General features: G+C 49.8%; 23 protein-coding genes, 1 pseudogene and 1 riboswitch. Of the genes and pseudogenes, 21 read left to right on the plus strand and 3 right to left on the minus strand.

Translation table 11 applies throughout. The features are described from left to right. Nucleotides 1–70: 70 nt before the first annotated feature. The 4 genes from ACFQ88_RS03610 (at nt 71) to ACFQ88_RS03625 (ending at nt 2979) form a co-directional block, all read left to right on the plus strand. The gene (locus ACFQ88_RS03610) at nt 71–1030 is read left to right on the plus strand and encodes a mannonate dehydratase (RefSeq protein ID WP_239635066.1); all 960 of its coding nucleotides are present in this window, start codon (nt 71–73) and stop codon (nt 1028–1030) included. Nucleotides 1031–1227: 197 nt separating this feature from the next. Next, nucleotides 1228–1671 (plus strand): Dps family protein, encoded by a 444-nt coding sequence (locus tag ACFQ88_RS03615; protein WP_239635067.1) that lies wholly within the window; start codon nt 1228–1230, stop codon nt 1669–1671. 186 nt (nt 1672–1857) lie between these two features. Beyond that, complete coding sequence (locus ACFQ88_RS03620) at nt 1858–2325, plus strand: SRPBCC family protein (RefSeq protein WP_379451969.1); 468 nt, start codon at nt 1858–1860, stop codon at nt 2323–2325. 243 nt (nt 2326–2568) lie between these two features. Further along, entirely contained in the window at nt 2569–2979 is a 411-nt protein-coding gene (locus ACFQ88_RS03625) for a c-type cytochrome (RefSeq protein ID WP_239635068.1), read from the plus strand. A 142-nt stretch (nt 2980–3121) separates the two neighbouring features. Here the strand turns inward: ACFQ88_RS03625 and ACFQ88_RS03630 are convergent, their stop codons facing one another. Beyond that, the gene (locus tag ACFQ88_RS03630; protein WP_379451972.1) at nt 3122–3811 is read right to left on the minus strand and encodes a YjgB family protein; all 690 of its coding nucleotides are present in this window, start codon (nt 3809–3811) and stop codon (nt 3122–3124) included. Nucleotides 3812–3978: 167 nt separating this feature from the next. On the opposite strand from ACFQ88_RS03630, the gene ACFQ88_RS03635 reads away from it, so the two are divergent. Beyond that, the gene (locus ACFQ88_RS03635; protein ID WP_239635070.1) at nt 3979–4233 is read left to right on the plus strand and encodes a DUF7667 family protein; all 255 of its coding nucleotides are present in this window, start codon (nt 3979–3981) and stop codon (nt 4231–4233) included. A gap of 182 nt (nt 4234–4415) precedes the next feature. Then, nucleotides 4416–4688, plus strand: a complete 273-nt coding sequence (locus ACFQ88_RS03640; protein ID WP_379451974.1) for a hypothetical protein — start codon at nt 4416–4418, stop codon at nt 4686–4688. A gap of 75 nt (nt 4689–4763) precedes the next feature. Here the strand turns inward: ACFQ88_RS03640 and ACFQ88_RS03645 are convergent, their stop codons facing one another. Further along, nucleotides 4764–5078, minus strand: coding sequence for a hypothetical protein (locus tag ACFQ88_RS03645; protein ID WP_379451976.1), 315 nt, complete (start codon nt 5076–5078; stop codon nt 4764–4766). A 64-nt stretch (nt 5079–5142) separates the two neighbouring features. Here ACFQ88_RS03645 and infC point away from each other — a divergent pair, with 64 nt between their 5' ends. From infC to ACFQ88_RS03670, 5 genes are all read left to right on the plus strand, one after another. Beyond that, nucleotides 5143–5619, plus strand: coding sequence for a translation initiation factor IF-3 (infC, locus tag ACFQ88_RS03650; RefSeq protein ID WP_379451978.1), 477 nt, complete (start codon nt 5143–5145; stop codon nt 5617–5619). A 135-nt stretch (nt 5620–5754) separates the two neighbouring features. Next, a complete protein-coding gene (locus tag ACFQ88_RS03655) occupies nt 5755–6465 on the plus strand; it encodes a FadR/GntR family transcriptional regulator (protein ID WP_379451980.1) in 711 nt (236 codons plus the stop codon). Nucleotides 6466–6608: 143 nt separating this feature from the next. Further along, nucleotides 6609–7853 (plus strand): MFS transporter, encoded by a 1245-nt coding sequence (locus tag ACFQ88_RS03660; protein ID WP_379451982.1) that lies wholly within the window; start codon nt 6609–6611, stop codon nt 7851–7853. 227 nt (nt 7854–8080) lie between these two features. Beyond that, nucleotides 8081–8284: a hypothetical protein gene (locus ACFQ88_RS03665; RefSeq protein ID WP_239635076.1), complete on the plus strand. Its 204-nt coding sequence runs from the start codon at nt 8081–8083 to the stop codon at nt 8282–8284. 247 nt (nt 8285–8531) lie between these two features. Next, nucleotides 8532–9725 (plus strand): MFS transporter, encoded by a 1194-nt coding sequence (locus ACFQ88_RS03670; protein WP_239635077.1) that lies wholly within the window; start codon nt 8532–8534, stop codon nt 9723–9725. Nucleotides 9726–9899: 174 nt separating this feature from the next. Here ACFQ88_RS03670 and ACFQ88_RS03675 read toward each other — a convergent pair whose 3' ends face one another. Continuing rightward, complete coding sequence (locus tag ACFQ88_RS03675; protein WP_379451985.1) at nt 9900–10991, minus strand: GerAB/ArcD/ProY family transporter; 1092 nt, start codon at nt 10989–10991, stop codon at nt 9900–9902. A 325-nt stretch (nt 10992–11316) separates the two neighbouring features. Continuing rightward, nucleotides 11317–11445, plus strand: a riboswitch (guanidine-I (ykkC/yxkD leader). A gap of 103 nt (nt 11446–11548) precedes the next feature. Between ACFQ88_RS03675 and ACFQ88_RS03680 the strand changes: the two genes are divergently transcribed. From ACFQ88_RS03680 to ACFQ88_RS03725, 10 genes and pseudogenes are all read left to right on the plus strand, one after another. After that, entirely contained in the window at nt 11549–12271 is a 723-nt protein-coding gene (locus tag ACFQ88_RS03680; RefSeq protein ID WP_379451987.1) for an urea amidolyase associated protein UAAP1, read from the plus strand. Between the two features lie 54 nt (nt 12272–12325). Next, the gene (locus ACFQ88_RS03685; RefSeq protein WP_379451989.1) at nt 12326–12976 is read left to right on the plus strand and encodes an urea amidolyase associated protein UAAP2; all 651 of its coding nucleotides are present in this window, start codon (nt 12326–12328) and stop codon (nt 12974–12976) included. 26 nt (nt 12977–13002) lie between these two features. Further along, on the plus strand, nt 13003–16650 hold the full coding sequence (uca, locus tag ACFQ88_RS03690; RefSeq protein ID WP_379451991.1) for an urea carboxylase: 3648 nt from the start codon (nt 13003–13005) through the stop codon (nt 16648–16650). Next, a pseudogene (gene atzF, locus ACFQ88_RS03695) lies at nt 16647–18437 on the plus strand (allophanate hydrolase). Before uca ends, atzF begins: the two are co-directional and overlap by 4 nt. 93 nt (nt 18438–18530) lie before the next feature. Beyond that, nucleotides 18531–18776: a DUF3977 family protein gene (locus ACFQ88_RS03700; RefSeq protein ID WP_379451993.1), complete on the plus strand. Its 246-nt coding sequence runs from the start codon at nt 18531–18533 to the stop codon at nt 18774–18776. Nucleotides 18777–18952: 176 nt separating this feature from the next. Beyond that, nucleotides 18953–19282, plus strand: a complete 330-nt coding sequence (locus ACFQ88_RS03705) for a low molecular weight protein tyrosine phosphatase family protein (protein WP_239635408.1) — start codon at nt 18953–18955, stop codon at nt 19280–19282. Nucleotides 19283–19329: 47 nt separating this feature from the next. Further along, nucleotides 19330–19779 (plus strand): GNAT family N-acetyltransferase, encoded by a 450-nt coding sequence (locus tag ACFQ88_RS03710; protein ID WP_379451995.1) that lies wholly within the window; start codon nt 19330–19332, stop codon nt 19777–19779. A 12-nt stretch (nt 19780–19791) separates the two neighbouring features. After that, nucleotides 19792–20493 (plus strand): 3'-5' exonuclease, encoded by a 702-nt coding sequence (locus ACFQ88_RS03715; protein ID WP_379451997.1) that lies wholly within the window; start codon nt 19792–19794, stop codon nt 20491–20493. A 13-nt stretch (nt 20494–20506) separates the two neighbouring features. Next, nucleotides 20507–20986, plus strand: a complete 480-nt coding sequence (locus ACFQ88_RS03720; protein ID WP_379453563.1) for a GNAT family N-acetyltransferase — start codon at nt 20507–20509, stop codon at nt 20984–20986. A gap of 362 nt (nt 20987–21348) precedes the next feature. Further along, nucleotides 21349–21753, plus strand: coding sequence for a GNAT family N-acetyltransferase (locus ACFQ88_RS03725; protein WP_379451999.1), 405 nt, complete (start codon nt 21349–21351; stop codon nt 21751–21753). Nucleotides 21754–21765 lie beyond the last annotated feature (12 nt).

The raw sequence follows: 21765 nt of genomic DNA on the forward strand, positions 1-21765 counted from the left end.
TGTACAGCGGCTCATCCGTTTGTTATTTTTACCACATAAGAAAAAATAACAGAACCGGAGGAGATTCGTCATGAAGTTGGCGGAAATGCTGGGAACTCACAAGTCGCGATTGTGGACGTTATCGAAGCAAATGGGTGTTAATTACGCAGTAGCCGGTCTTCCTAAGGAAGAAAATGGATATAAGCCGTGGGATTTCATGAATCTTCTGCATATGAAGCAGCGATTTGAGAACTTCGGCATTGAGGTGGAAGTTATTGAATCGCGTCCTCCTGCCAACAAAATTAAGCTGGGGTTGCCGGGCCGCGACGAAGAAATAGCGGTCATCCAGCAGCTGATCCGCAACATGGGCAAGGTCGGCATCCCCGTCTGGTGCTATGACTTTATGGCTGAATTCAACTGGTTCCGAACGTCAACGACGAAGCTGACCCGGGGCGGGGCGCTTGTATCAAGCTATAATCACTCCTTGATGAAGGATGCGCCCTTTACGGAAAATGCGCCGATCAGTGAGGAGCAGCTGTGGGAAAATTTACAATATTACCTGGAAGCCATCGTACCGGTAGCGGAGGAAGCGAAGGTGAAGCTTGCGCTTCACCCAGACGACCCCCCGATCTCTCCTATCCGCGGCGTATCCCGCATACTTACCAGTGCCGATGCGCTGCAGCGTGCCATCGATCTTGTGCCAAGCGAGTATAGCGGCATCACCTTATGCCAAGGCACGCTGGCCGCTGCGGGTGACGACATCCCAGCAACGATACGCCGGTTTGCGAAGCAGAACAAGCTGTTCTTCGTTCATTTCCGGGATGTACGGGGCACGGCCGAATTATTCGAAGAGACGTTTCACGACGACGGCAAAACCGATATGTACGAAGCTATGGTTGCTTATGCCGAATGCGGCTTCAACGGACCCGCGCGTCCGGATCATGTGCCGACGATGGACGGGGAGAGCAATGAGAATCCTGGATACGAGACGCTGGGCCGCCTGTTTGGAGTAGGGTACATCAAAGGTTTGATGGAAGCGGCTTATCGATAAACAATGCGAAAGAAGGGAAAGTCCACCTGGTTTGCAGTGCTGTTATCACTGCGAATCGAGGCGGATTTTTTTGATGCCCATTCATCAGATCTTAATGAAATCTTCATCGAATCTTCATGCAGCTGCCAGGGGAGAATGGTATGATTTGTCTATCAAATTTAGATTTAGTTTAAATATAAAATAAGAGGTGAATGACAATGACTCAAACTCAACCATTAGTAACGGCACTGAACAAACAAATCGCGAACTGGACTGTCCTGTACATCAAATTGCATAACTATCATTGGTATGTAAAAGGAAATCAATTTTTCACGCTGCATCTGAAATTTGAAGAGCTCTACAATGAAGCCGCCCTTCATATCGACAACTTGGCGGAGCGGGTGTTGACACTAAGAGGTCTGCCGGTTGCGACGATGAAGCAAGCGCTGCAGATCGCTTCTATCGAGGAAGCGGTTGGAAACGAAGATGCGAACGCCATGGTTTCTGCGACCGTCAAAGATTTCGAGCAGGTGCTGGCTGAGCTGAAGGAAGGCATGGAGCTGGCGGAACAAGAAGGCGACCAGACAACAGGCGACATGTTCCTAGCGATATACTCGTCGTTGGAGAAGCATACGTGGATGCTGTCGGCTTTCTTGGGCTAAGCTTAACAACAAGAGCTTACGACCATCAGGATAACGCATACGAACCCTTGGCTTATGAAGCCGAGGGTTTGTTTTTGTTGTGGTATAGGGAGAGCTGAGGAGGCAGACTTGGTCGTTTGCTCTATGCGAACGATTGTTCTATAATAGAAACGTCTAAAGCCTCATACGATGAAAGGAGTATACATGATGTCAATCCTGAATCAAAATCCCATGGTTAAGGTAGAAATGCTGATTAGAAGACCGGTGGAAGAGGTATTTCGGGCTTTTATCGATCCCGCGATTACGACCAAGTTTTGGTTCACCAAAAGCAGCGGCAGATTGGAAGCGGGTAAACGTGTCCGGTGGGAATGGGAAATGTATGGTGCTGCTGCCGATGTGAATGTTTTGGAAGTGGAAGAGAATAAGCGAATTGTCATCGATTGGGGGACTACTGTCGAGTGGACCTTTACTCCGAGAGGGGAGAACGAAACGTTCGTCACAATCATCAACAACGGGTTTGAAGATGACGGGGATGACGTCTTAAAGCAAGCTACAGATTCAACGGAAGGCTTCACGATTGTGTTATGCGGGCTGAAGGCTCTGTTGGAGCACAACGTCGTCTTGAATCTTGTTGCGGATAAGGCTCCTGACGCTCACGTCGACTCACGCGGATAAAAAAGATTCGATTCGTCTGGCAGGAGTACAAGGATCGATATCGAATACATCTGGATGGCTATTACTTCGAATTTGACAGATTTTTCTTGACTTCCGAAAACGCCCACACTACAATCTGTAGTGTGGGCGTTTTGCTCATTTTTGTCAATATTGCATAGTTGAGTGGAGGGGGATAATTGGCGAGCAGAATCCAAATTCGTATGATTCAAAGTACATAAACACTAACTTTAGGAGGTTACCTTGATGGTAAAAGTTCGTTCTGTTGCTGTGGCAGCGATTCTGTCTACTGCTCTAATCTTGTCGGCCTGCGGAGCCAAAACATCCAATGAAGCAAGCAAGCCTAATCCTACTCCTGCTGCAACCGCTACTCCGTCCCCATCCCCGTCTCCATCGGCTACACCAACGCCTACGCCTGCAGCTACGGCTATCAATGCCGAGGCTATCGTGAAGCAAAACTGCATCGCCTGTCATGGCGATACGCTGGATGGCAAAGGAAGCGAGAAGAAGAACCTGCAGAAGATCGGCGCAAGAATGAATAAAGATCAAATCGCCAAACAGATTGCCGATGGCGGCGGCGGTATGCCTGGAATGAAAAGCAAACTGAAAGAAGAAGAAATCGCAGCTGTAGCTGCATGGCTTGAAGCTAAGAAATAGAAATACGAAGACGACCCCATTGCAGAAATGGAGTCGTTTTTTTTACGTATATAGAATTTATAATCGGAGCTCCCCGCAAAGTATCTGATTGACTTCGAAGCCAAAGCTCCACTTTGCGGAGTTATTTTAGCGGGGACAGGTGTTATCCTGCCATGTTATTGATGGAATCCTTCGGGCTGAAGACGGAGATATGGTCTACTTTGCCGCTGGATTCAGGGATGATAAACTTCAGTTCAAACTGCTCGCCGGCTTTGTAAACATAGATGGTTTCGGTTTTGTTAGGAATCGTATCGGAAGGGTTGCCCAGAGCCGATTTGATCTCAGACAGCGATAACGAGTGAAGCTTGGAGTCGTAGGACCGCACATCGAAGATTTTGCTGCCTTTATTGAAGCCGAATGCCGCTTTATGTTTATCGTAAGTTGAGTAGATTCCTTTGCCTGCGGACTCGGTGGTGTCTGCTTTTCCCCAGCTTTTCTCCACGTCGTCAATCAGGCTTGTATGCGCTGCAAAATCACTTCCCGGCACCTTGCCCTTCTTGGCTTGCTCCATGATTTGTTTCACGTAAGCGAGCGCCTCATCCTGTTGCGATGGGCCTTTCGGCGGAGCAGTTGCACCGTTGTTCCCTGTGGAGGAAGTCGGCGGCGGTGTCGGAACCGGTGTGGGCGAAGCGCTGGGCGTAGGCGTAGGAGTCGGTGTAGGTGTCGGCGCCGGAGTAGCGTCCTGTTTAGGTGGAGCCGCACTCTCTCCTGAAGCGCTGCATGCAGTTAGAGATAAGGCAAGTATAGCTGCAAAGGCGGAAAGTACAATATGTTTCTTGGTGAAGCCCATCATGATGTTCACTCCATTCCTTGATCTGTTGATCTCTGTTTAACCTTTAGACGAAGCTTTTGAAGAAAAGGTTGCCGCCAATTTGTCGAGGATCCAGTCGAGCGTGTCTAAACGGAAGGGGCGTTGCCCATAATAATACGTATTACCGGTGAAGTCAGGAGGATGTTACATTGCTATCCGTACATTGGAGAATGGCTGAGCTTTGGACGCTACAGAAAACAAGAGGGCTGACGGAAGACGAGCAATCCGAATTGTCGGCATGCCTTCATTACAATGCCATTTATGCGCGAAAATTAGCCGGGCTGTATAACCTCTCGCTCGCGGCGTCCATGACGAACGATACCGATTGGCAGCACGAAATATGCGCACAAATCGAAAAGCTGGAGAATCAGGGAGGCTCGTCGCCTCAACTGAAAAATGGATAAAAAGCCGATTCGGTAAACGAATCTGGAAGGAAGGGGCTGCGGAAGCAGCCTTTTTGCGCTGACAAAAACGTGATAAAAAAGGACTTTCCCAAGTAATTGGCGAATGCTACCAATGAATGGGATTTTTGCTCCGTTGGGGTGGGATTCCAATGAAAGGATGCTAGTAAACGAGGTGGGTTGATGTGAAAAGAACGGTTATTCAAGCAGCGGTCTTTGGCGTCTGCGTTCTTGTGATGTATTTTGCGGTTCAGATAGGGATCGGCATGTATTTGACGATGACTTATGTGCCTGATGTCGTCAAGCAATATGAAACCGCTGGGCAGCTGCAAAGCCAAGTTTCCTTCGGGTATACGACCGGATCTTTAAACGGTATATGGGAGCTCGTGCTGCTGTTCATCGCCGGAATGGCTTTGTTCACCATGGGCAAGCTTGTGTACATGAAGCTGAGAAAATAATACAACTTTGTTAGGCTTTGACTGAGCCGCGAACAGAAAGCTTTAAACTGAAAGCCGGAAAAAAAGCGCAAGTCTTTACGACTTACGCTCGGTTGCCTTTCTTTTCGCAATTTCCTCGGTAACGACAAAGGCTAAATCCTCATTTCCGAATAAGGACAATACATTCAGAATCATTTCGTCCGCAATTTCGCCCGCTTCATCCTTCGAAACCGTCAATTCAATGGCTTGCTGCAATGCCGGGTTCTCAGCCTGATCCGGGTGTGCGCGCAAATATATTGCGGCGGGATCCAGATCGTTATTAATGCACCATTGGGCGAAGACAAGAATCATCATCTGCTCTTCCTGCCGGTAGTTTTGTATGATTTGTTCCTCTATCTCTTTACGGTTCATTGATAAATCTCCTTCTGGGCTGTAATATAGGTTTCATTATAACGAAAGTTCAGGTGGAATCACAATGATCATGAATGAAAAAATTAAAGCCTCCGAAGTCCAGCTTACCGGGATTCATGGGGAAGATTTGGGAGTAGTCGCTACATCGGAAGCGCTGGCTCTCGCCAAGAAGCTGAAGGTCGATTTGGTCTGCACTTCGTTAATGAGCAGTCCGCCGCCGTGCAAATTGATAGGAGCGGGAGCAGCGAAGCAGGAAGCCCAACAAGCCCGCAAGAAGGAGAACAAGGAGTCTAGGGTAAAGGAAATCAGGCTGACTCCACATATAGAGGACCACGATCTCGATACGAAAAAACAGCAGGCCGAGCGGATTCTCAACTCGGGAGATAGCGTCTTGCTTGTGGTGAAGATTCAGGGGAAAGAAGGGACAAGGGCTAAGGAGCTTCTGGAATTACTGATCAAAGAGCTTGCTCCGGACGGCCGTCCCCTTACGAAAATCCAGCTTAGCGGGAAGCAAGCGGCTGTTCAGATCGACCCTCTATAAGCTCTTGGACATTTGCAGCGGGGAGGGCTGCTTTCTTGCAGTCTTCTTTACTATGTCATGGACTCGTTATAGAACATACGTTCCAATTGTTCTGATTCGCAATCCGTACTAAGATAATGAACAGGAGATGATCAGATGAATAAAGGATCGCTGTCGTTTCAAACGGTGAAACGCAAGCAAATCGTCGACGATGTGGTCGAACAGCTGCAGAAGAAAATTTCGCTCGGAGAGCTTGGTCCAGGGATGCAAATTCCGACGGAGCCGGAGCTTATGAATCAATTCGGAGTAGGCCGCTCGACGATTCGAGAAGCGGTGCGCGTGCTTGTGCATGCAGGCTTGCTTGAGAAAAAGCAAGGACACGGCACCTTCGTCTGCGAGCAGAAGACGATGAAAGAGCCGCTCGACTATCGGCTGCGCCGTGCGGAAATTCTGGAAGTATACGAGGTTCGCCGCATGATGGAGCTTGAGGCGGCCCGATTGGCTGCGCTTCGCCGGGACGATGATGACTTGCGCACGATGCGGGAGCTTCTGGATCGCAGACAGCACGCGCTTGCAGACGGCAAGATGAGTGACTATCTGGACGCGGATATCGCTTATCACATTGCTGTAGTGGCTGCAACGAAAAATGCGGTTCTCATGGATTTGTATCGGACGTTTACCGACGTCATACGGCAAGCGCTGGAAAACCTGATGAACGATCCGGAGCCCAAAAATCAATATTCGCTTCAGCACGAAAAAATATATGAGGCGATACGAGACCGTGATCCCCATGCAGCGGAAATGTACAGCATTCAGCATTTGGACGGGACGAAGCTGGAGCTGCAGCAGCATATGGGAGATAAATAATATTTTTTTAAGAATAAACGTCTGATGATAAGATGTATTATTGTGATTTTGTAACAGATAGGAACAGTATCTATGTTTTTTATATTTAAACATCAGATGATAGGATCAATATGCTGTATTTTATCGATAGGAGTGGAGAAATCATGAACCATCAAGCTGTAATGCGTCAACCTGCATCCACCATTTATTCCGTATTATTCGCTATCAGCATCGTGCATTTGTTGAATGATGCCATACAATCCGTCATTCCGGCCATGTTCCCGGTATTGCGCGATTCTCTGCACTTAACATTCGCTCAGATCGGCTGGATAGGCTTCACTCTGAACATGACCGCCTCCATCATACAGCCTGCTATTGGATGGTATACGGATTCTCGTCCTAAACCTTATCTGCTACCCGTCGGGATGGGATTTACATTAGCCGGCATCGTCGGACTTGCTTTCGCATCCTCGTACGGGCTGCTGCTGCTATGTGTTGTTTTGGTAGGCATCGGATCGGCCGTACTACATCCGGAATCGTCACGTGTAGCTCATTTGGCCGGCGGTACGCGTAAAGGCTTCGCGCAATCGTTGTTTCAGCTAGGCGGCAATACCGGTCAGGCCATTGCTCCTGTCCTGGCTGCGCTTATTTTTATACCGTTGGGGCAAAAAAGCATTCTCTGGTTTTCGGTTGCTGCCATAACGGCTATTGCCGTCCAAATGTCCATCTCCCGCTGGTATGGGAATCACCTACATACAACCAAACGGGACAAAACGGCCGGAGCTGTCCGAACCGAGAGCAGGCTGTCGCGCGGAGCGGTCGCTGTGGCGATGGGTGTACTGATTTTCATGCTGTTCTCCAAATTCGTTTATATGGCCAGCATGACCGGCTACTATGCGTTTTACTTGATGGATAAATTCCAGATGACCGTTCAAACCGCTCAATATTATTTGTTCGCTCTTCTCATAGCCGGTATGGCAGGAACCTTTATGGGAGGTCCACTTGCCGATCGTTTCGGCAGGCGCAATACGATCTGGTTTTCGATCTTGGGAACGGCGCCTTTCTCCATCGCATTGCCGTTTGCCAATCCATTCTGGTCCATGGTCTTGTGCGTTTGTATAGGCCTCATCCTGCTGTCGGGATTCTCTGTTATCGTAGTGTACGCTCAGGAGCTGCTGCCGGGAAAAGTCGGTACGATCGCAGGATTGTTCTTCGGACTTGCATTTGGTCTCGGAGGTATTGGCTCCGCATTGCTCGGTTATTTGGCCGATTCGGCCGGCCTGGAGACAGTCATTCGAGTCAGCGCCTTCCTGCCGCTGCTCGGGCTGTTGGCTATCCTGCTGCCTTCCGATGAAGTGCTGACAGGGACAAAGACACCCGCTATGGACAGCTCATCTGTAAACAGCTGATCCTGTTAATCGTTCAGAGCCAGACAACAATTCGTTCGCAGGTCGCGATCCGGCAAGCGAATATGGATCCGACAATTCACTGTTTCATCTCCAATAGATAACAAAATCGTAGAAGCTCTGTGAAGATCGCATTTTGATCGCTTCATGGCGGATAGGCGGAAGGCTGCATAAGGATCCGTTCTCCAAGGCAAAATATAGAAAATAATGCATTGAAGGAGGGGCGAACAGTGACAAAACCAGAGGACATCTATAACGAAACGACGAATACGGCGGGAGGCATAACGACTCCGGCTGATCAGGAGGATTGTGCTTCGACGGATATGATCAGCAATGCGGTCGCGGAAATGATGGATCGCATCCAGGAAGATTTTATCGGGGAGCCGGAAGACGACAAGCGGCAGCATTACAACAACGAACGCAATAGAGTATAACTCATGGAACAACGGGTAATACTAAGCTAATGTGTAGAACACCTTCTGCTTACTCCGTATAGAGCTGCGCCATTGCAGCTTTATGCGGTTTTTTTATTGTAAAATCGCAATACTGCCCGACGGCAGGGAGTCCTTTCCGGCATTTGCATCATGCCAGCAAAAGGTTTTTCCCCATTTTGGGACAAGGTGGATTATAATGTAGAGAGTAATCTAAAACTTAGTACATAAAGAAAGACGGGCCAAGCTTATGCAAAATAAAAATGTCATTATTTTAGCTATCTTCTATGCCTTTATTTACATGAGCACCGGATCGTTCTCTTCTTACATCGGTGTATATTTTACGGAGCAGGGGATCGGTCATACGGAAATCGGAATCCTTACGTCTATCGGTGCTGTTGTAGGATTGATCGCACAGCCTTTATGGGGACTGGCGGGGGACAGATCTAAGACGAAAAACCGTGTGCTAACGATCTGTACGCTGTTCGCCGGATTAACGGTATGGCTGGTACCGTGGGCAGGGACGCTGTTCTGGCCGCTGCTGGTTGCGATGGCCTTGTTCAGCTTGTTCCAGATCGCCATCAATCCGCTCAGCGACGCGATTACATTGGAGCTGTCCTCGAAAGGAATCGTCCGTTTCTCCACCATCCGGACATTCGGCTCGGTAGGCTACGCCATCATTTCCATTGTTGCAGGATGGTTGTTCGCAAGACATCTGGATTCGATCTTTATGGTTACATCCTTTATCATGCTCGTCTGCTTCCTTATCGCTTTGGGAATTCCGAAGGTGGCCGGGCATCAGAGCGGCAAGAACAAGGTCAAGATGACGGAAATGCTCAAAAGCAAGCCTCTGATCCTCCTATACGGCTACACGCTGATCCTTTCGACAACGATGGGATTTTTGTGGTCTTTTCAGGCGATTTACAGCAAGGAGCAGGGAATCAGCTTGGAAGTGATCGGAATCGGTCTTGCGATCGGATCGTTCACGCAGTTTCCTTTTATGATTTTCTTTCAAAAGGTGTATGACCGTTTCGGTATCCGGAACATATTGCTTTTTTCAGGATTGATTCACACTTTGCGCTGGTGCTTGTATGGCTTTGCTCTAACGCCGTTTACTTATATTTTAAGCTGGGTATTGCACGGAGGCACCTATATCATGTTCTATATGTGTCTCGCAGAATATGTGAACCGGAATGTAGTGAAAGAGCTGAAGGCTACCGGTCAAATGCTGAATTCCGTGATCCAGCTTAGCGCGGGCAAAATTATTGGAGGCATGTTCGGAGGCATTATTGCGGCTCAATTAGGTTTCCGCCATTCGTTTATTATGCTGGCAGTGTTAGCCGGCGCTTCCACTGCCGCTTTTTATTTGGCTTGCCGAGTGTTCGGAGTCTTCTCCGAGTCGAAACGAAGAGCCATCGGACAGCAGACTACGCTGGCCAAGTAAAAATGTAACCACTGATGACGTTTTCTCTCAACAGCCAAGCCCCTTGTCGCCGACAAGGGGTTTTTCAATGAAAATGTACGTTTTCAACCAGATAAAGGATCTCATGTCCGCATGATCACAGTCAGAGAAGCAGTAGTCGTATAAAGCACATGTCGTCACAGCAAAAGCAAAAGCTCATGCATTGCTCATTTTCCGGCGGATCATGGAAATAACCATTAATCCTACAGGATAAAGAATAAGGATGGCTAACGAATAAAAAGGAGAGTCTATCGTGAAAAAATGAATCAGCTCGTTTAAGTTGGGAGTAACCCAAATACTGGTCACAATGATAACAAGCCCTAATGGATAAACGAGCGGACGATAGTCGTTTAGGTTCAGCCATTGAGCTGTCCCGAGTGCCAGCGCATAGTACCATAAGGAGATTTGGACAAAGCCCCCGAGCACCCAAATGACCATCACTATGGCGTCCATATGTTCAATGAAATTGGCAAAGCTGATGTAGGATGCCGCTTCGAATACGGGAAAGTGAAAGGAGCCGGTTAAGTTTCCGAACAGAAACAGACTTGAGATATTGGTTATGACCATCATTACCATCATACCCAGAACCGATAGAAAGCCCCATTTCAGCGTCTTGCTCCGATCCGATACATAGGGGTAAAGAAACGAAATAAGAAAGAACTCCATAAACCAGGTATGCGGCAGTACGGAGCCTATGATCGAAGGCATGATGCCGTTCTCCATAATCGGAAACATCCGGTACGGCTTCAAATCCGGAATCAGCAAGATAATGATGCCCAAAAAGATCAATAAAATAAAAGGTAAAAAGATTTGTGTCGCACGGGCTATGGCCTCGAGGCCGCATCGAACCGCTATGGCACATACAATAATGAGACTTGTCATAATAATTATGCTGGGAGTTCGTAATAAGAAAGAGCTGACGATAAATTCACCGTACTCCCGAGTTATTAGCGCATTTCCGTGAATAAGGAAGTAAAGGATGAGCAAGCCTCCGAGCCTGCCGAAATAACGTCCCAATATGGATATGCTGTATTGAATGACAGTGTATTGAGGATACCACCGGTTCAATATCCACGACACAGAGATAACAACAAATCCGCTAATGGAGCCCCAAATAGGCGATATCCACATATCGCGCTCCGCCTGCTGCGCAGTAATCGCAGGGACGATAAGAGTCGACGTCGCTCCGATCATAAGGAACATTAGCATCCCCATCTGCAATGAGGAGATTTTACCTTTTTCTATCATTGCAGCCTCCAATCCCGGCGTTTTCTACACGCTTCCAGTCTTTGCCTAGTGTTACCTGAATTGAAGTGCTGTAAACGCGCTGTTACCCTGTCCAAAGCCTCATTTTTAACTATAACTCTCATGTCAGGTTACCTGCTTTAATCCATGATACCATATTCCATTTTGGATTCGTTATGCGAAAAGGAGCGCTTCAATAGCCCGGAACAGGGGATTTAAGCGCATGTTAAGCCGTTTCAGGCGATAATTTATATTTTTTTGTTATAAAACATAACAAATCAGTTGCATTTCAATGAAGTAGATGTTATATTAAGTGACATAAATTGAATATTTAGTTTACTAGGGTTCCGCTGACAGTCATTCATGTCAGGTCTGGTCCGAGGGTAAACCGTTTCTTGAGAGTCTAACGTACAAGGATTCAAGGGGAGCGACACGGACGGCTAAAATCCTGGGAGATATCATTCAGACGTAATGTCTGTTGGTATCTCCTTTTTATTTTATCTTTTTTAAGCACTGTTAAGGATAACAGCCGCAAAACAACCATTGGGAGGGGTAAATCAATGAATAGCTTATGGAGTATAACCATTCGTCCAGGCGGGAAATGGTCAGCCGTTGCAGGTCGCGGCAAGCTGGTTCGTTTCACCGCTTTGGAGAAGGGAGCGAACGTCTCGCTCGCCTTGTATAACGCTGACGACACGTCGGAACGGTACAATATGCCGGATACGTTGAAGGCGCAGCATACGGCCCATTTGACGAGAGGCAATGTGCTGATGAGCGATAACGGCCGTGTCCTGGCTAGTATCGTCGAGGATTCGCTAGGCTGGCACGATACGATAAGCGGCTACACGACGAGGCAGGTTACCGATGCCAAATACGGTGAGACGACATATCAGGAGCTTCGTAATGAGTGGCTTCGCAGCGGGCAAGAAAATTTTGCCGTGGAGTTATTCAGGAATGGAATGCGTATGCGCGACATGGTGCCTGTCGTCAATCTGTTCTCGAAGGTTTACTGCGATGAGCATGGAGATATGAGATTTGTAACTGACCATGCCGTCAAGGGATCGACGGTGACATTGCGCACCGAAATGGACACATTGATCCTTTTGTCCAATACTCCAAATCCGTTGGATCCAAGAACAGCCTACCCGTCCGTGCCTGTGCAAATTGATATTCGCTCGTCGGCACCTGTGGACGAATCGGACTTTTGCTTAAACTACCGCCCGGAGAACCGGCGTTGCTTTGAGAATACGTGGGAGTATTACACGCTGTATCCGCGAAAGTAACTGACTCGGAAATCGAGACGAATCACAAACGAATATGGTTAAGGAGGAGCTGCAATGGCTGTATTTAATCGAGTTGAAAGTCCCCGCAAGGCGGAGGAGGCCATCTATGATACAACGGTGCTGGCAGGAGACGGATGGACAAGGGAGCTGCTGCCGGGCCAAGTGCTGCGGATTGTCGATCTGGAAGGGAATCAGGCGGCGGATACGCTCTTTTACGATGCGGATCATCCGGAGGATCACTATAGCGCCGTATCGACCATCGCCGGTCAAGGCAACATTTATTTGACGGCGGGGAGCGTGTTGCGCGCGGAGTCGGGCAAAGAGCTTCTTACCATTGTGGCCGATACATGCGGGCGTCACGATACGCTCGGAGGCTCGTGCTCGGCTCAAAGCAATACGGTTCGCTATTCGCCCGACAAGCTGCATATGCACAATTGCCGGGATACGTTCATGCTGCAATTGTCCAAACGGGATGGAGCTTATTCGAAGCGAGACCTCGCACCGAATGTGAACTTTTTTATGAATGTACCGGTAACTCCGGAAGGCGGACTTGAATTTGCAGACGGTGTATCGTCCCCGGGTGCTTATGTCGAGCTGAAATCGCTATGCCGGACACTGGTCCTTATCAGCAATTGCCCACAGCTAAACAACCCTTGCAACGCCTACAACCCGACGCCGATTCGGCTGTTGATTTGGGATCAATAACAAGCGCCCCGAGAGGAGAGGTCATCATGTTCAACAAAGTGCTCATTGCCAATAGAGGAGCGATAGCCGTTCGGGTCGAGCGGACGTTGCGTAAGCTTGGTATTGCCTCCGTGGCGGTATATACGCAAGCCGACCAAGACAGTCTTCATGTGGAATATGCGGATGAAGTGGTGCCGATCGGAGAAGGGCCGGTCAAGGAAAGCTATTTGAATGCAGAGCTTATACTTCAAAAGGCGATTGAAACAGGTGCGGAAGCGATTCATCCCGGCTATGGCTTCCTGAGCGAAAATGCCTCCTTTGCCCGCACATGCCGTGACAGGGGCATCGTATTCATCGGTCCGACTCCGGAGCAGATGGAGATGTTCGGGCTCAAGCATTCCGCGCGAGAAATAGCGGAGAAGGCCGGCGTTCCGATGCTGCCCGGAACCGCCCTTATAACCGAGCTGGATGAAGCGGTCAATGAAGCGGCGTCGATCGGGTACCCGGTCATACTGAAAAGCACGGCCGGCGGGGGCGGCATCGGTATGCGCGTTTGCGCCGACGAACCGGCGCTGCGGGAGGCATTTGATTCGGTGCGCCGGCTGGCGGAGACCAATTTCAAAAACGGCGGCGTATTCCTGGAAAAATATATTGCAAGAGCCCGGCATGTCGAGGTGCAAATATTCGGCAACCGGTTCGGCGAGGTTGTCGCACTCGGTGAAAGGGATTGCTCGATACAGCGCCGCAATCAGAAGGTTATCGAAGAAACGCCGGCTCCGTTACTGCCTGCGCATGTTCGAGCGGAAATGCTTGATTCCGCCAAACGGTTGGCCGCCGAGGTCGGGTATCGCAGCGCCGGGACGGTAGAATATTTGTACGATCCGCAAACCTGCGAATTTTACTTCCTGGAGGTGAATACAAGACTCCAGGTAGAGCATGGCGTAACGGAAGAAGTGCTGAAGGTGGATTTGGTGGAATGGATGATCCGGGAAGCAGCTGATAATCTGCGCGATTTGGCGTCACTGGTTCGGCAGCCTCAGGGGCACAGCATTCAGGCCCGCATTTATGCGGAGGATTGCTTGCACAATTTCCGGCCGAGCGCCGGTCAGCTGGACCGCGCCGTATTTTGCGACGATGCCCGCAACGAGACGTGGGTATGCGACGGTCTAACGGTAACCTCGCTGTACGATCCTATGCTTGCCAAAATTATCGTACATGGCGCAAACCGCGCGGATGCAATCCGCAAGCTAGCTGCAGCGCTCGAGCAAACCCGTCTGTACGGCATCACGACCAACCTGCAATATTTGCAGGCGCTGCTTCAGGATAAGGATGTGCTCGATGGCAATGTGTATACGCAGCTGCTGAACGGCTTTGAACCGGCGGAGCATGCGCTGGAAGTCGTTGACGGAGGAGTTCAGTCGACGGTACAGGACTATCCCGGCAGGACGGGACACTGGGATGTCGGTGTGCCGCCGTGCGGACCGATGGACCCGCTGGCGTTCCGAATCGGCAATAAGCTGCTTGGCAATGACGACTCCGCCCCGGGGCTCGAGTTGACGCTTCGCGGAGGAGCTTACCGGTTCCGTCAGGAGACGTGGTTTTGTATTACTGGAGCAGACATGCAGGCGACGCTGGATGATGTGCCTGTAGCGATGTACAAACCGGCCTTTGCCGGGAAAGGCCAGCAATTAAGCTTCGGCGAGGCCGAGGAGGGGATGCGCGCGTACTTGCTCGTTGCCGGCGGCTTTGATATGCCGCACATTCTCGGAAGCGCGTCGACGTTCACGCTCGGCGGCTTCGGCGGGCATGGCGGACGGGCGCTGCGCACCGGCGATGTTCTCGGTATTCGCAAGATGGCGGCCAAGAACCCGGTATACAGCGGGTTAACCGCAGCGGATCGGCCGGCCGTATCGAGGGAATGGACGATAGGCGTGATCCCGGGGCCGCATTGCACGGAGGAGTTTTTGCGGCCGGAATATTTGCGCCAGCTCACGGAAACGAGCTGGGAAGTGCATTTTAACAGCTCCCGTACGGGAGTGCGCCTTATAGGTCCGGCACCTCTGTGGACCAGAGAAGACGGTGGAGAAGCAGGGCTGCATCCATCGAACATTCATGACAATGCCTACGCCATCGGTACGCTGGATTTGACGGGCGACATGCCGATCCTGTTAGGTCCGGACGGGCCGAGTCTCGGGGGCTTCGTATGCCCGGTCACGACAGCGACTGCCGAGCTGTGGAAGCTCGGTCAGCTGCATCCGGGCGACAAGGTGCGCTTTCAGCTTGTGACGCTGCAGGAAGCTGAAGCGATGCGGCATGTGCAGGAAGCATATTTAGCTGACGTCGGGGAAGGGAAACGGACGGAGCTTCAACTATCGGCGCTGCCGAAACATGAGTTTGAATCTAACACGGAGCTAACACCGGATTATCCTTTGTTAGCTTATGAAGCGGAGCATCGCCGATTCCCGATCACCATTCGCTGCTCCGGAGACCAAAATCTGCTGGTTGAGTACGGCCGATTGGAGCTGGATTTACTCCTGCGTTTCCAAGTACACGCCTTAATGGAAGCTATCCAAACCAAGAGCGACATACCGGTGCTTGATTTGACGCCGGGTATCCGTTCGCTGCAAATTCATATCGATCCGCTGCAAATGACGGTAACCGAAGCTTGCCGCAAAGTGCTGGAGATCGATAGGCAGCTGCCGCCGTTGGAATCGATCCGGGTCCCATCGCGAATAGTCCGACTGCCGCTATCCTGGGACGATCCCGCTACACAGCTCGCGATTCAGCGATATCAGCAGACGGTCCGGCCTGACGCGCCTTGGTGCCCGAGCAATCTCGAATTCATCCGCCGGATCAACGGGCTCGACAGTATCGATGACGTGCAATCCATTGTATTCGATGCAAGCTATCTCGTCCTTGGCTTAGGCGATGTGTACTTGGGCGCGCCGGTAGCCACGCCGATTGATCCGCGTCACCGGCTCGTAACGACCAAATACAATCCGGCTCGTACATGGACGCCGGAAAATGCGGTCGGTATCGGCGGAGCCTACATGTGCGTATATGGAATGGAAGGTCCCGGCGGCTATCAATTCGTCGGACGAACGATCCAAATGTGGAATCGGCTTCGCTCCACCGAGAGCTTTCAGCCGGGCAAGCCTTGGCTGCTGAGATTTTTTGACCAGATCCAGTTTTATCCGGTAGGAGCCGATGAGCTTCTTAAGCTGCGTGAAGATTTCTTACGCGGAAGGTACGAGGCGGACATTACGGAAACGACGTTCGATCTCGGAGAATATTTGCAATTCCTCGAATCCATCAAGGAAAGTGCAGATCGATTCCGCGAGCAGCAGCAGCGTTCGTTCCAGGCGGAGCGGGAGAGCTGGAAGGCTCTCGGCTTGGCGGAATATGTATCGGAACAGGATCATGACAAGGCTGCAGAGGAAGAGGAACTCCCGGAAGGTGCGGTAGCAGTCCGCTGTACCATGCCGGGAAGCGTATGGAAGGTTCTCGTCACACCGGGGCAGCTGGTCAAGAAGGGGGAGACGGTCATTATCGAGGAAAGTATGAAGATGGAGTTCCCGCAGTTCGCTCCGTGCGACGGATATGTTCAGTCGGTCTTCGTCCAACCTGGCGACGAGGTTCATGCAGGTCAATTACTAGCCGGAATTGCACTGGAGAAAGAGGTGTTGAGCAAATGAAGACGAAAGATGCGCCGGGCGCCTTGTCCATAGGCCGACTTAGAGAGCAGTATTTGAATGGCGAGACGACACCCGAAGCCGTCATTTCCGACATTATTCAGCGTGCAAATGAAGATGTGGAGATGAACCTATGGATTACGCCTCCTACTATGGAGTGGATTCGGCCCTATCTGGACCGGCTGAATGCTATGGATCGGACCAAAGCGCCATTGTGGGGAATCCCTTTTGCAATCAAGGACAACATTGATCTGGCTGGATTGCCTACAACCGCAGGATGCCCTGATTATTCCTTTATCCCGGAGGAGCATGCAGCGGTAGTCGCACGGCTGATCGAAGCCGGAGCGATCCCCGTCGGCAAAACGAATCTGGACCAGTTCGCCACGGGCCTTGTAGGCACAAGAAGCCCCTATGGGGAGACGCACAACGCGCTGCGCCCCGAGCTTATTAGCGGCGGTTCCAGCTCCGGCTCTGCTGTCGCTGTCGCTCGCGGCCATGCCGCCTTCGCGCTTGGCACCGATACGGCCGGCTCCGGCCGGGTGCCGGCGGCGCTGAACCGGCTCGTCGGATATAAGCCGAGTCTTGGAGCTTGACCGACGAAAGGTGTCGTTCCGGCTTGCGCAAGTCTCGATTGCGTGACGGTTTTTGCCCATAGCCTTGAAGATGCACTGGTCGTAGACAGCGTTGCCAGAGGGTTGGAGGCTTCCGATCCGTGGTCGAGAATGGTTGCTGGACCTGCTGTGAAGCTTCCGGGCAAAATCATATTGCCGAAACATGCATTGACGTTCTTCGGTCCCTTTGCCGACGAGTACCGAAATGCCTGGAATGCTTCTGTTGCGCAGTGGGAATCTCTAGGTATCCCGATCGAATATGCTGAGATTGAATTGTTCTCCAAGGCGGCGGCCATCTTGTATGAAGGACCTTGGATTGCGGAGCGTTGGGCGGCACTAGGCGGCTTCCTAGATGCTCACCCCGGCGCAGCGGTCCCGGTAACGGAGCGTGTGCTGCGGTCCGCCACATCGGCGGAATATGACGCGGCGTCGGTCTTTCAAGCGATGCACGACCTTCAGGCGTATAAGCTGGAAGCCCGTAAGCTGCTTCAGGATGCTGTTCTTGTCCTGCCGACCTCCGGCGGAACATGGACCCGAGAGCAAGTAGAGCAGGATCCGGTCGCAACGAATAGGGACATGGGACGATATACGAATCATTGCAATTTGCTTGATTTGTGCGCAGCTGCCGTACCGGGTGAAGATGCAGGGGAGCAGCTGCCGTTCGGCATTACCCTTTTCGCGTTAGCGGAGAATGAAGGGCTTGTTTGCGGAGCTGCTGAGCGTTTTATGAACAGGGGGACGCCTATCGGACATGCTGAACCGAATGGACTGAACCAGGCGAGTGCGGCGCCGGACCGCGAACCGACGACTCTCGTAGCCGTATGCGGCTTGCATATGCGCGGGTTCCCGCTGGAGAAGCAGATGGTTGAATGCCGCGCGACCTTTATTCGCGAGGAGTCGACGGCTCCACGGTATCAGTTCGTCAAGCTGCCTACGGTACCGGCCAAGCCAGGGCTAATCAAGCTGCCTGAGGGAGGCTCTTCGATCCGCTTGGAGGTATGGGAGATGCCGCTTGCTTCCTTCGGCCGTTTTGCAGCGTTTATCCCGGCCCCGCTTGGTATTGGTAAAGTCGAGCTTGCCGACGGCTCGGAGGTGCCTGGGTTTGTATGCGAGGCTTATGCAGCGGAAGGGGCGGAGGATATTACGGCTTCCGGAGGTTGGCGGCAGGCGGAAGCCTGAGAAGCTCCTTTTTTCATTGATAAAGCTGGTAAAAGGGCTCCAATGCCTTCATAATATTGGAACGAAGGTATTAAAGGAGCTGCATCTCGCTGCATGGTGAAAAAATATATCGAGATCGGATTAGGAAATCGCTGGTTCGCGAGAACCGAGTATGAACGGGAAGACGGGACCGAGTTCGAGAGGCGAGGGATGGATTTTCCCAATAAGTTCGAATCCGTCTATTTAAGAATCTGGATGGGCAAACGCGTCCTTATTTGGGATAGCAAAGAAGGAATGAAGACCACTCTTAAATCCAGTCGTAAACTGAAGGTGGTATTAGGTATTTCGGGCACGGAATAGGAACATTGCGAGGGCTCCAAATTCATTTTGGAGTCTCTTTTTTTGTTTCCAGAAATTTGCTCGAGTGGTATAGTGAAGGGAAGCGGGACTGTGGGGAGATACGGAGTAACGCTATTGGGTGGATGTTCATAAGAGATGGTAAGCGTAACAACAAATTATGGAACAGGTGAATACTTATTAAATTACTATTTGTTTGCAGCCGCAATAAATGGCGGAGTTTAACTGCGGAGAAGATTTTTGAAGGATATAACGGGTACGAGGTCAAGTCCGCCGGGACAGAGGATAGTGCAAGAATCAAGGTTACCGAGGGGCATATAGGCTGGGCCGATCTTATTTTTGCAATGGAGAAGAAGCACATAAGAAGACTTCAAGACAAATTCCCCTACAAATTGGCTGGTAAGAACGTGATCTGTCTCGATATCCAGGATGATTATCAGTTTATGGATGAGGATTTAATAGAAGTCTTGAAATCGAGAGTTTCCGAGCATATCGACATACCGGAGTAGATATAAGATCTCCTTGTTACATTTTTGATGGAAGAAGGGATTGGAAGTTGACGACAAAAAGCAGATTGATTCAAGAAAGCGAGCTGGAGAGCTTATTGACGCTCTATAACTATTTGCAGCCTAACGATCCGGAGCTGACAAGGGATGAGGAGCTGCTGCAGCATTGGCAAGAAATCATGAATGATCCCGGCATGAACATAATTGTAGTGGAGCACGAGGGAACCCTTGTCGCGACATGTGTTCTGGTGATCATCAAAAATTTAACAAGGAACGCAAGACCGTACGCTCTTATTGAAAATGTAGTGACCCACGGAGAGTATAGACGGCAAGGCTTTGGCCGAATGGTCATTGAAAAAGCGATGGAGCTTGCTTCAGGAGCAAACTGCTACAAATTAATGCTGCTTACAGGATCTCAAAGAGAGGAAATCCATCAGTTTTACGAAAATGCAGGTTTTGTCAAAGGGAAGAAAACCGGGTTTATCAAGAGTATGATGTAAAAGGATGATCATATGAACATTTCCTTTTTATCCAAGGATGAATACCTTGTCCAGGATGTCCTAGTCCGTGATTTATTGAACAGTACCTTTGTCGTATTCGATCTGGAAGGCACCGGGATTGATTTTGCAACCGAGTCGATAACTCAAATAGGCGCAGTGAAAGTAGAAAACGGCACCATTCATGCAGCTGCACCGTTCGAAAGCTTAGTTCAATCGTCCAAGCCTATTCCAGCAGCAATTGAAGAACTGACAGGCATTTCGAATCAGGAAATGGCCGATGCACCCAAGTTCCCGGACGTGTATAAGCGTTTTGTAGAATTTATTGGGGACGCCGTTCTCGTAACGCAAGCCGGTTATGAATATGATGTGCCCATGCTTCAGAAATATTGTGAAACGTATGGTGCTCCCCCGTTGATCAATACCGTTTTGGATACGAAAGTGCTTTTTGCCAACCTGCATCGGGATGTACAGGACGTAATATCGACCGACTTTTTGATCCGCTATTACCATATACAAACCAGCGATTTGAAGAGACATGATGCACTGGACGACTGTATACTTATTGGCAGAATTTTATTAGGTATATTGATTGAATATAAGGAAAAATCGATATCTTCGTTACATATAGACGGAGATGGATTAAGGGTTAAGCGATTTATCATACCCGCGATGTATTTGAACGAAAACAACAGCCATACCGATTCAACTACTTGAGGAGAGGATTCTTATTTACACGCATAGAGCTTTATCCGATGCAGATTTACATTCGATCTGCAGCTTTCCGCAAACGGCTGAGGAGTTGTTTTATATTGGTCCCAAGTTCGTGTTCCCCCTTACGCCCGATCAAATCATTAGTTTACTTGCTAACCGCTTTGAGCCCACAGTGGTCATCGAGGAAGGCACGGGGAACGTTGCTGCATATGCCAATCTGTATGATAGAAATGATCAGACTTGCTGGCTTGGGAATGTCATTGTTGCACCGGAATATAGAGGCAGAGGAGCGGCGGAGTATTTACTTAACACCATGATGAGAAAAGCAAGTCAGCTCCATGGTATGCACAAACTCACGCTATACTGTCATAATACGAATTCGCGGGGTCTAGCATTTTATCATAAGCATGGTTTTAAGCCGGTTGATATAAGAATAACAGCGACGGATGCCGGAAAGTCAATTATATCGATCCAAATGGAGAAGCCTTTAGTCTGATTATGGGTGTCATAACGGGGGGAAGCATCATGAAGCGGTCCTTTTTTCTGCTCTTATTGAATCATCCGGCTTTTGGCATCTCCAAGTACTGCAGAATCTTAATACTTAAGAATTGCCTCGTCGGCAGTTCTTTTTTTTTGTCAATCAAGATGCGATTCTATCAAATCACTTGTTTATACTCTCTCGCGTTAAGGTATTTTTTTGTCGCCGCTCTATACTCTAACATTGGGAAAACCACTGACCGCTATTCATAGGCAGGAGGGTGAAACACCGACAGAGGAAATAAAAGATTAATATATGGTATAATCAGGAAAAAGTAACGAAAAAAGATAGTTTCGTTCAATGGATAGAAGGAGTATCGTATGGAACTGATCTATAAAATCAACGAAAATTGTACAGCACAAGAGGTGGAAGAGTTATTCCGGAATTCAGGTATCCGAAGACCGGTCGGTGATCTGGAACGTATACAGCGGATGCTGGATCATGCGGACGTGTTGATAACGGCTAGACAGGGAGAGAGGCTCGTAGGAGTGTTGAGATCGATAACGGATTATTCATATTGCTGCTACATTTCCGACATTGCCGTGGACCGGATGGCTCAAGGGCTAGGAATCGGCAAACGGCTTGTTGCAATCCTTAGGGAGGAGTTAGGTGAAGAAGAAATCCAATACGTGCTGACTTCAGCGCCGAAAGCCGTAGGATTCTATGAGAAGCTGGGCTTTGAGAGAGCGGATAAAGCATTTGTCATCAAAAGAAAGCGAAATTGAAGCAATCTTCTG

It is taken from the genome of Paenibacillus sp. NPDC056579, assembly GCF_042793215.1.
Taxonomy (GTDB): domain Bacteria; phylum Bacillota; class Bacilli; order Paenibacillales; family NBRC-103111; genus Paenibacillus_S.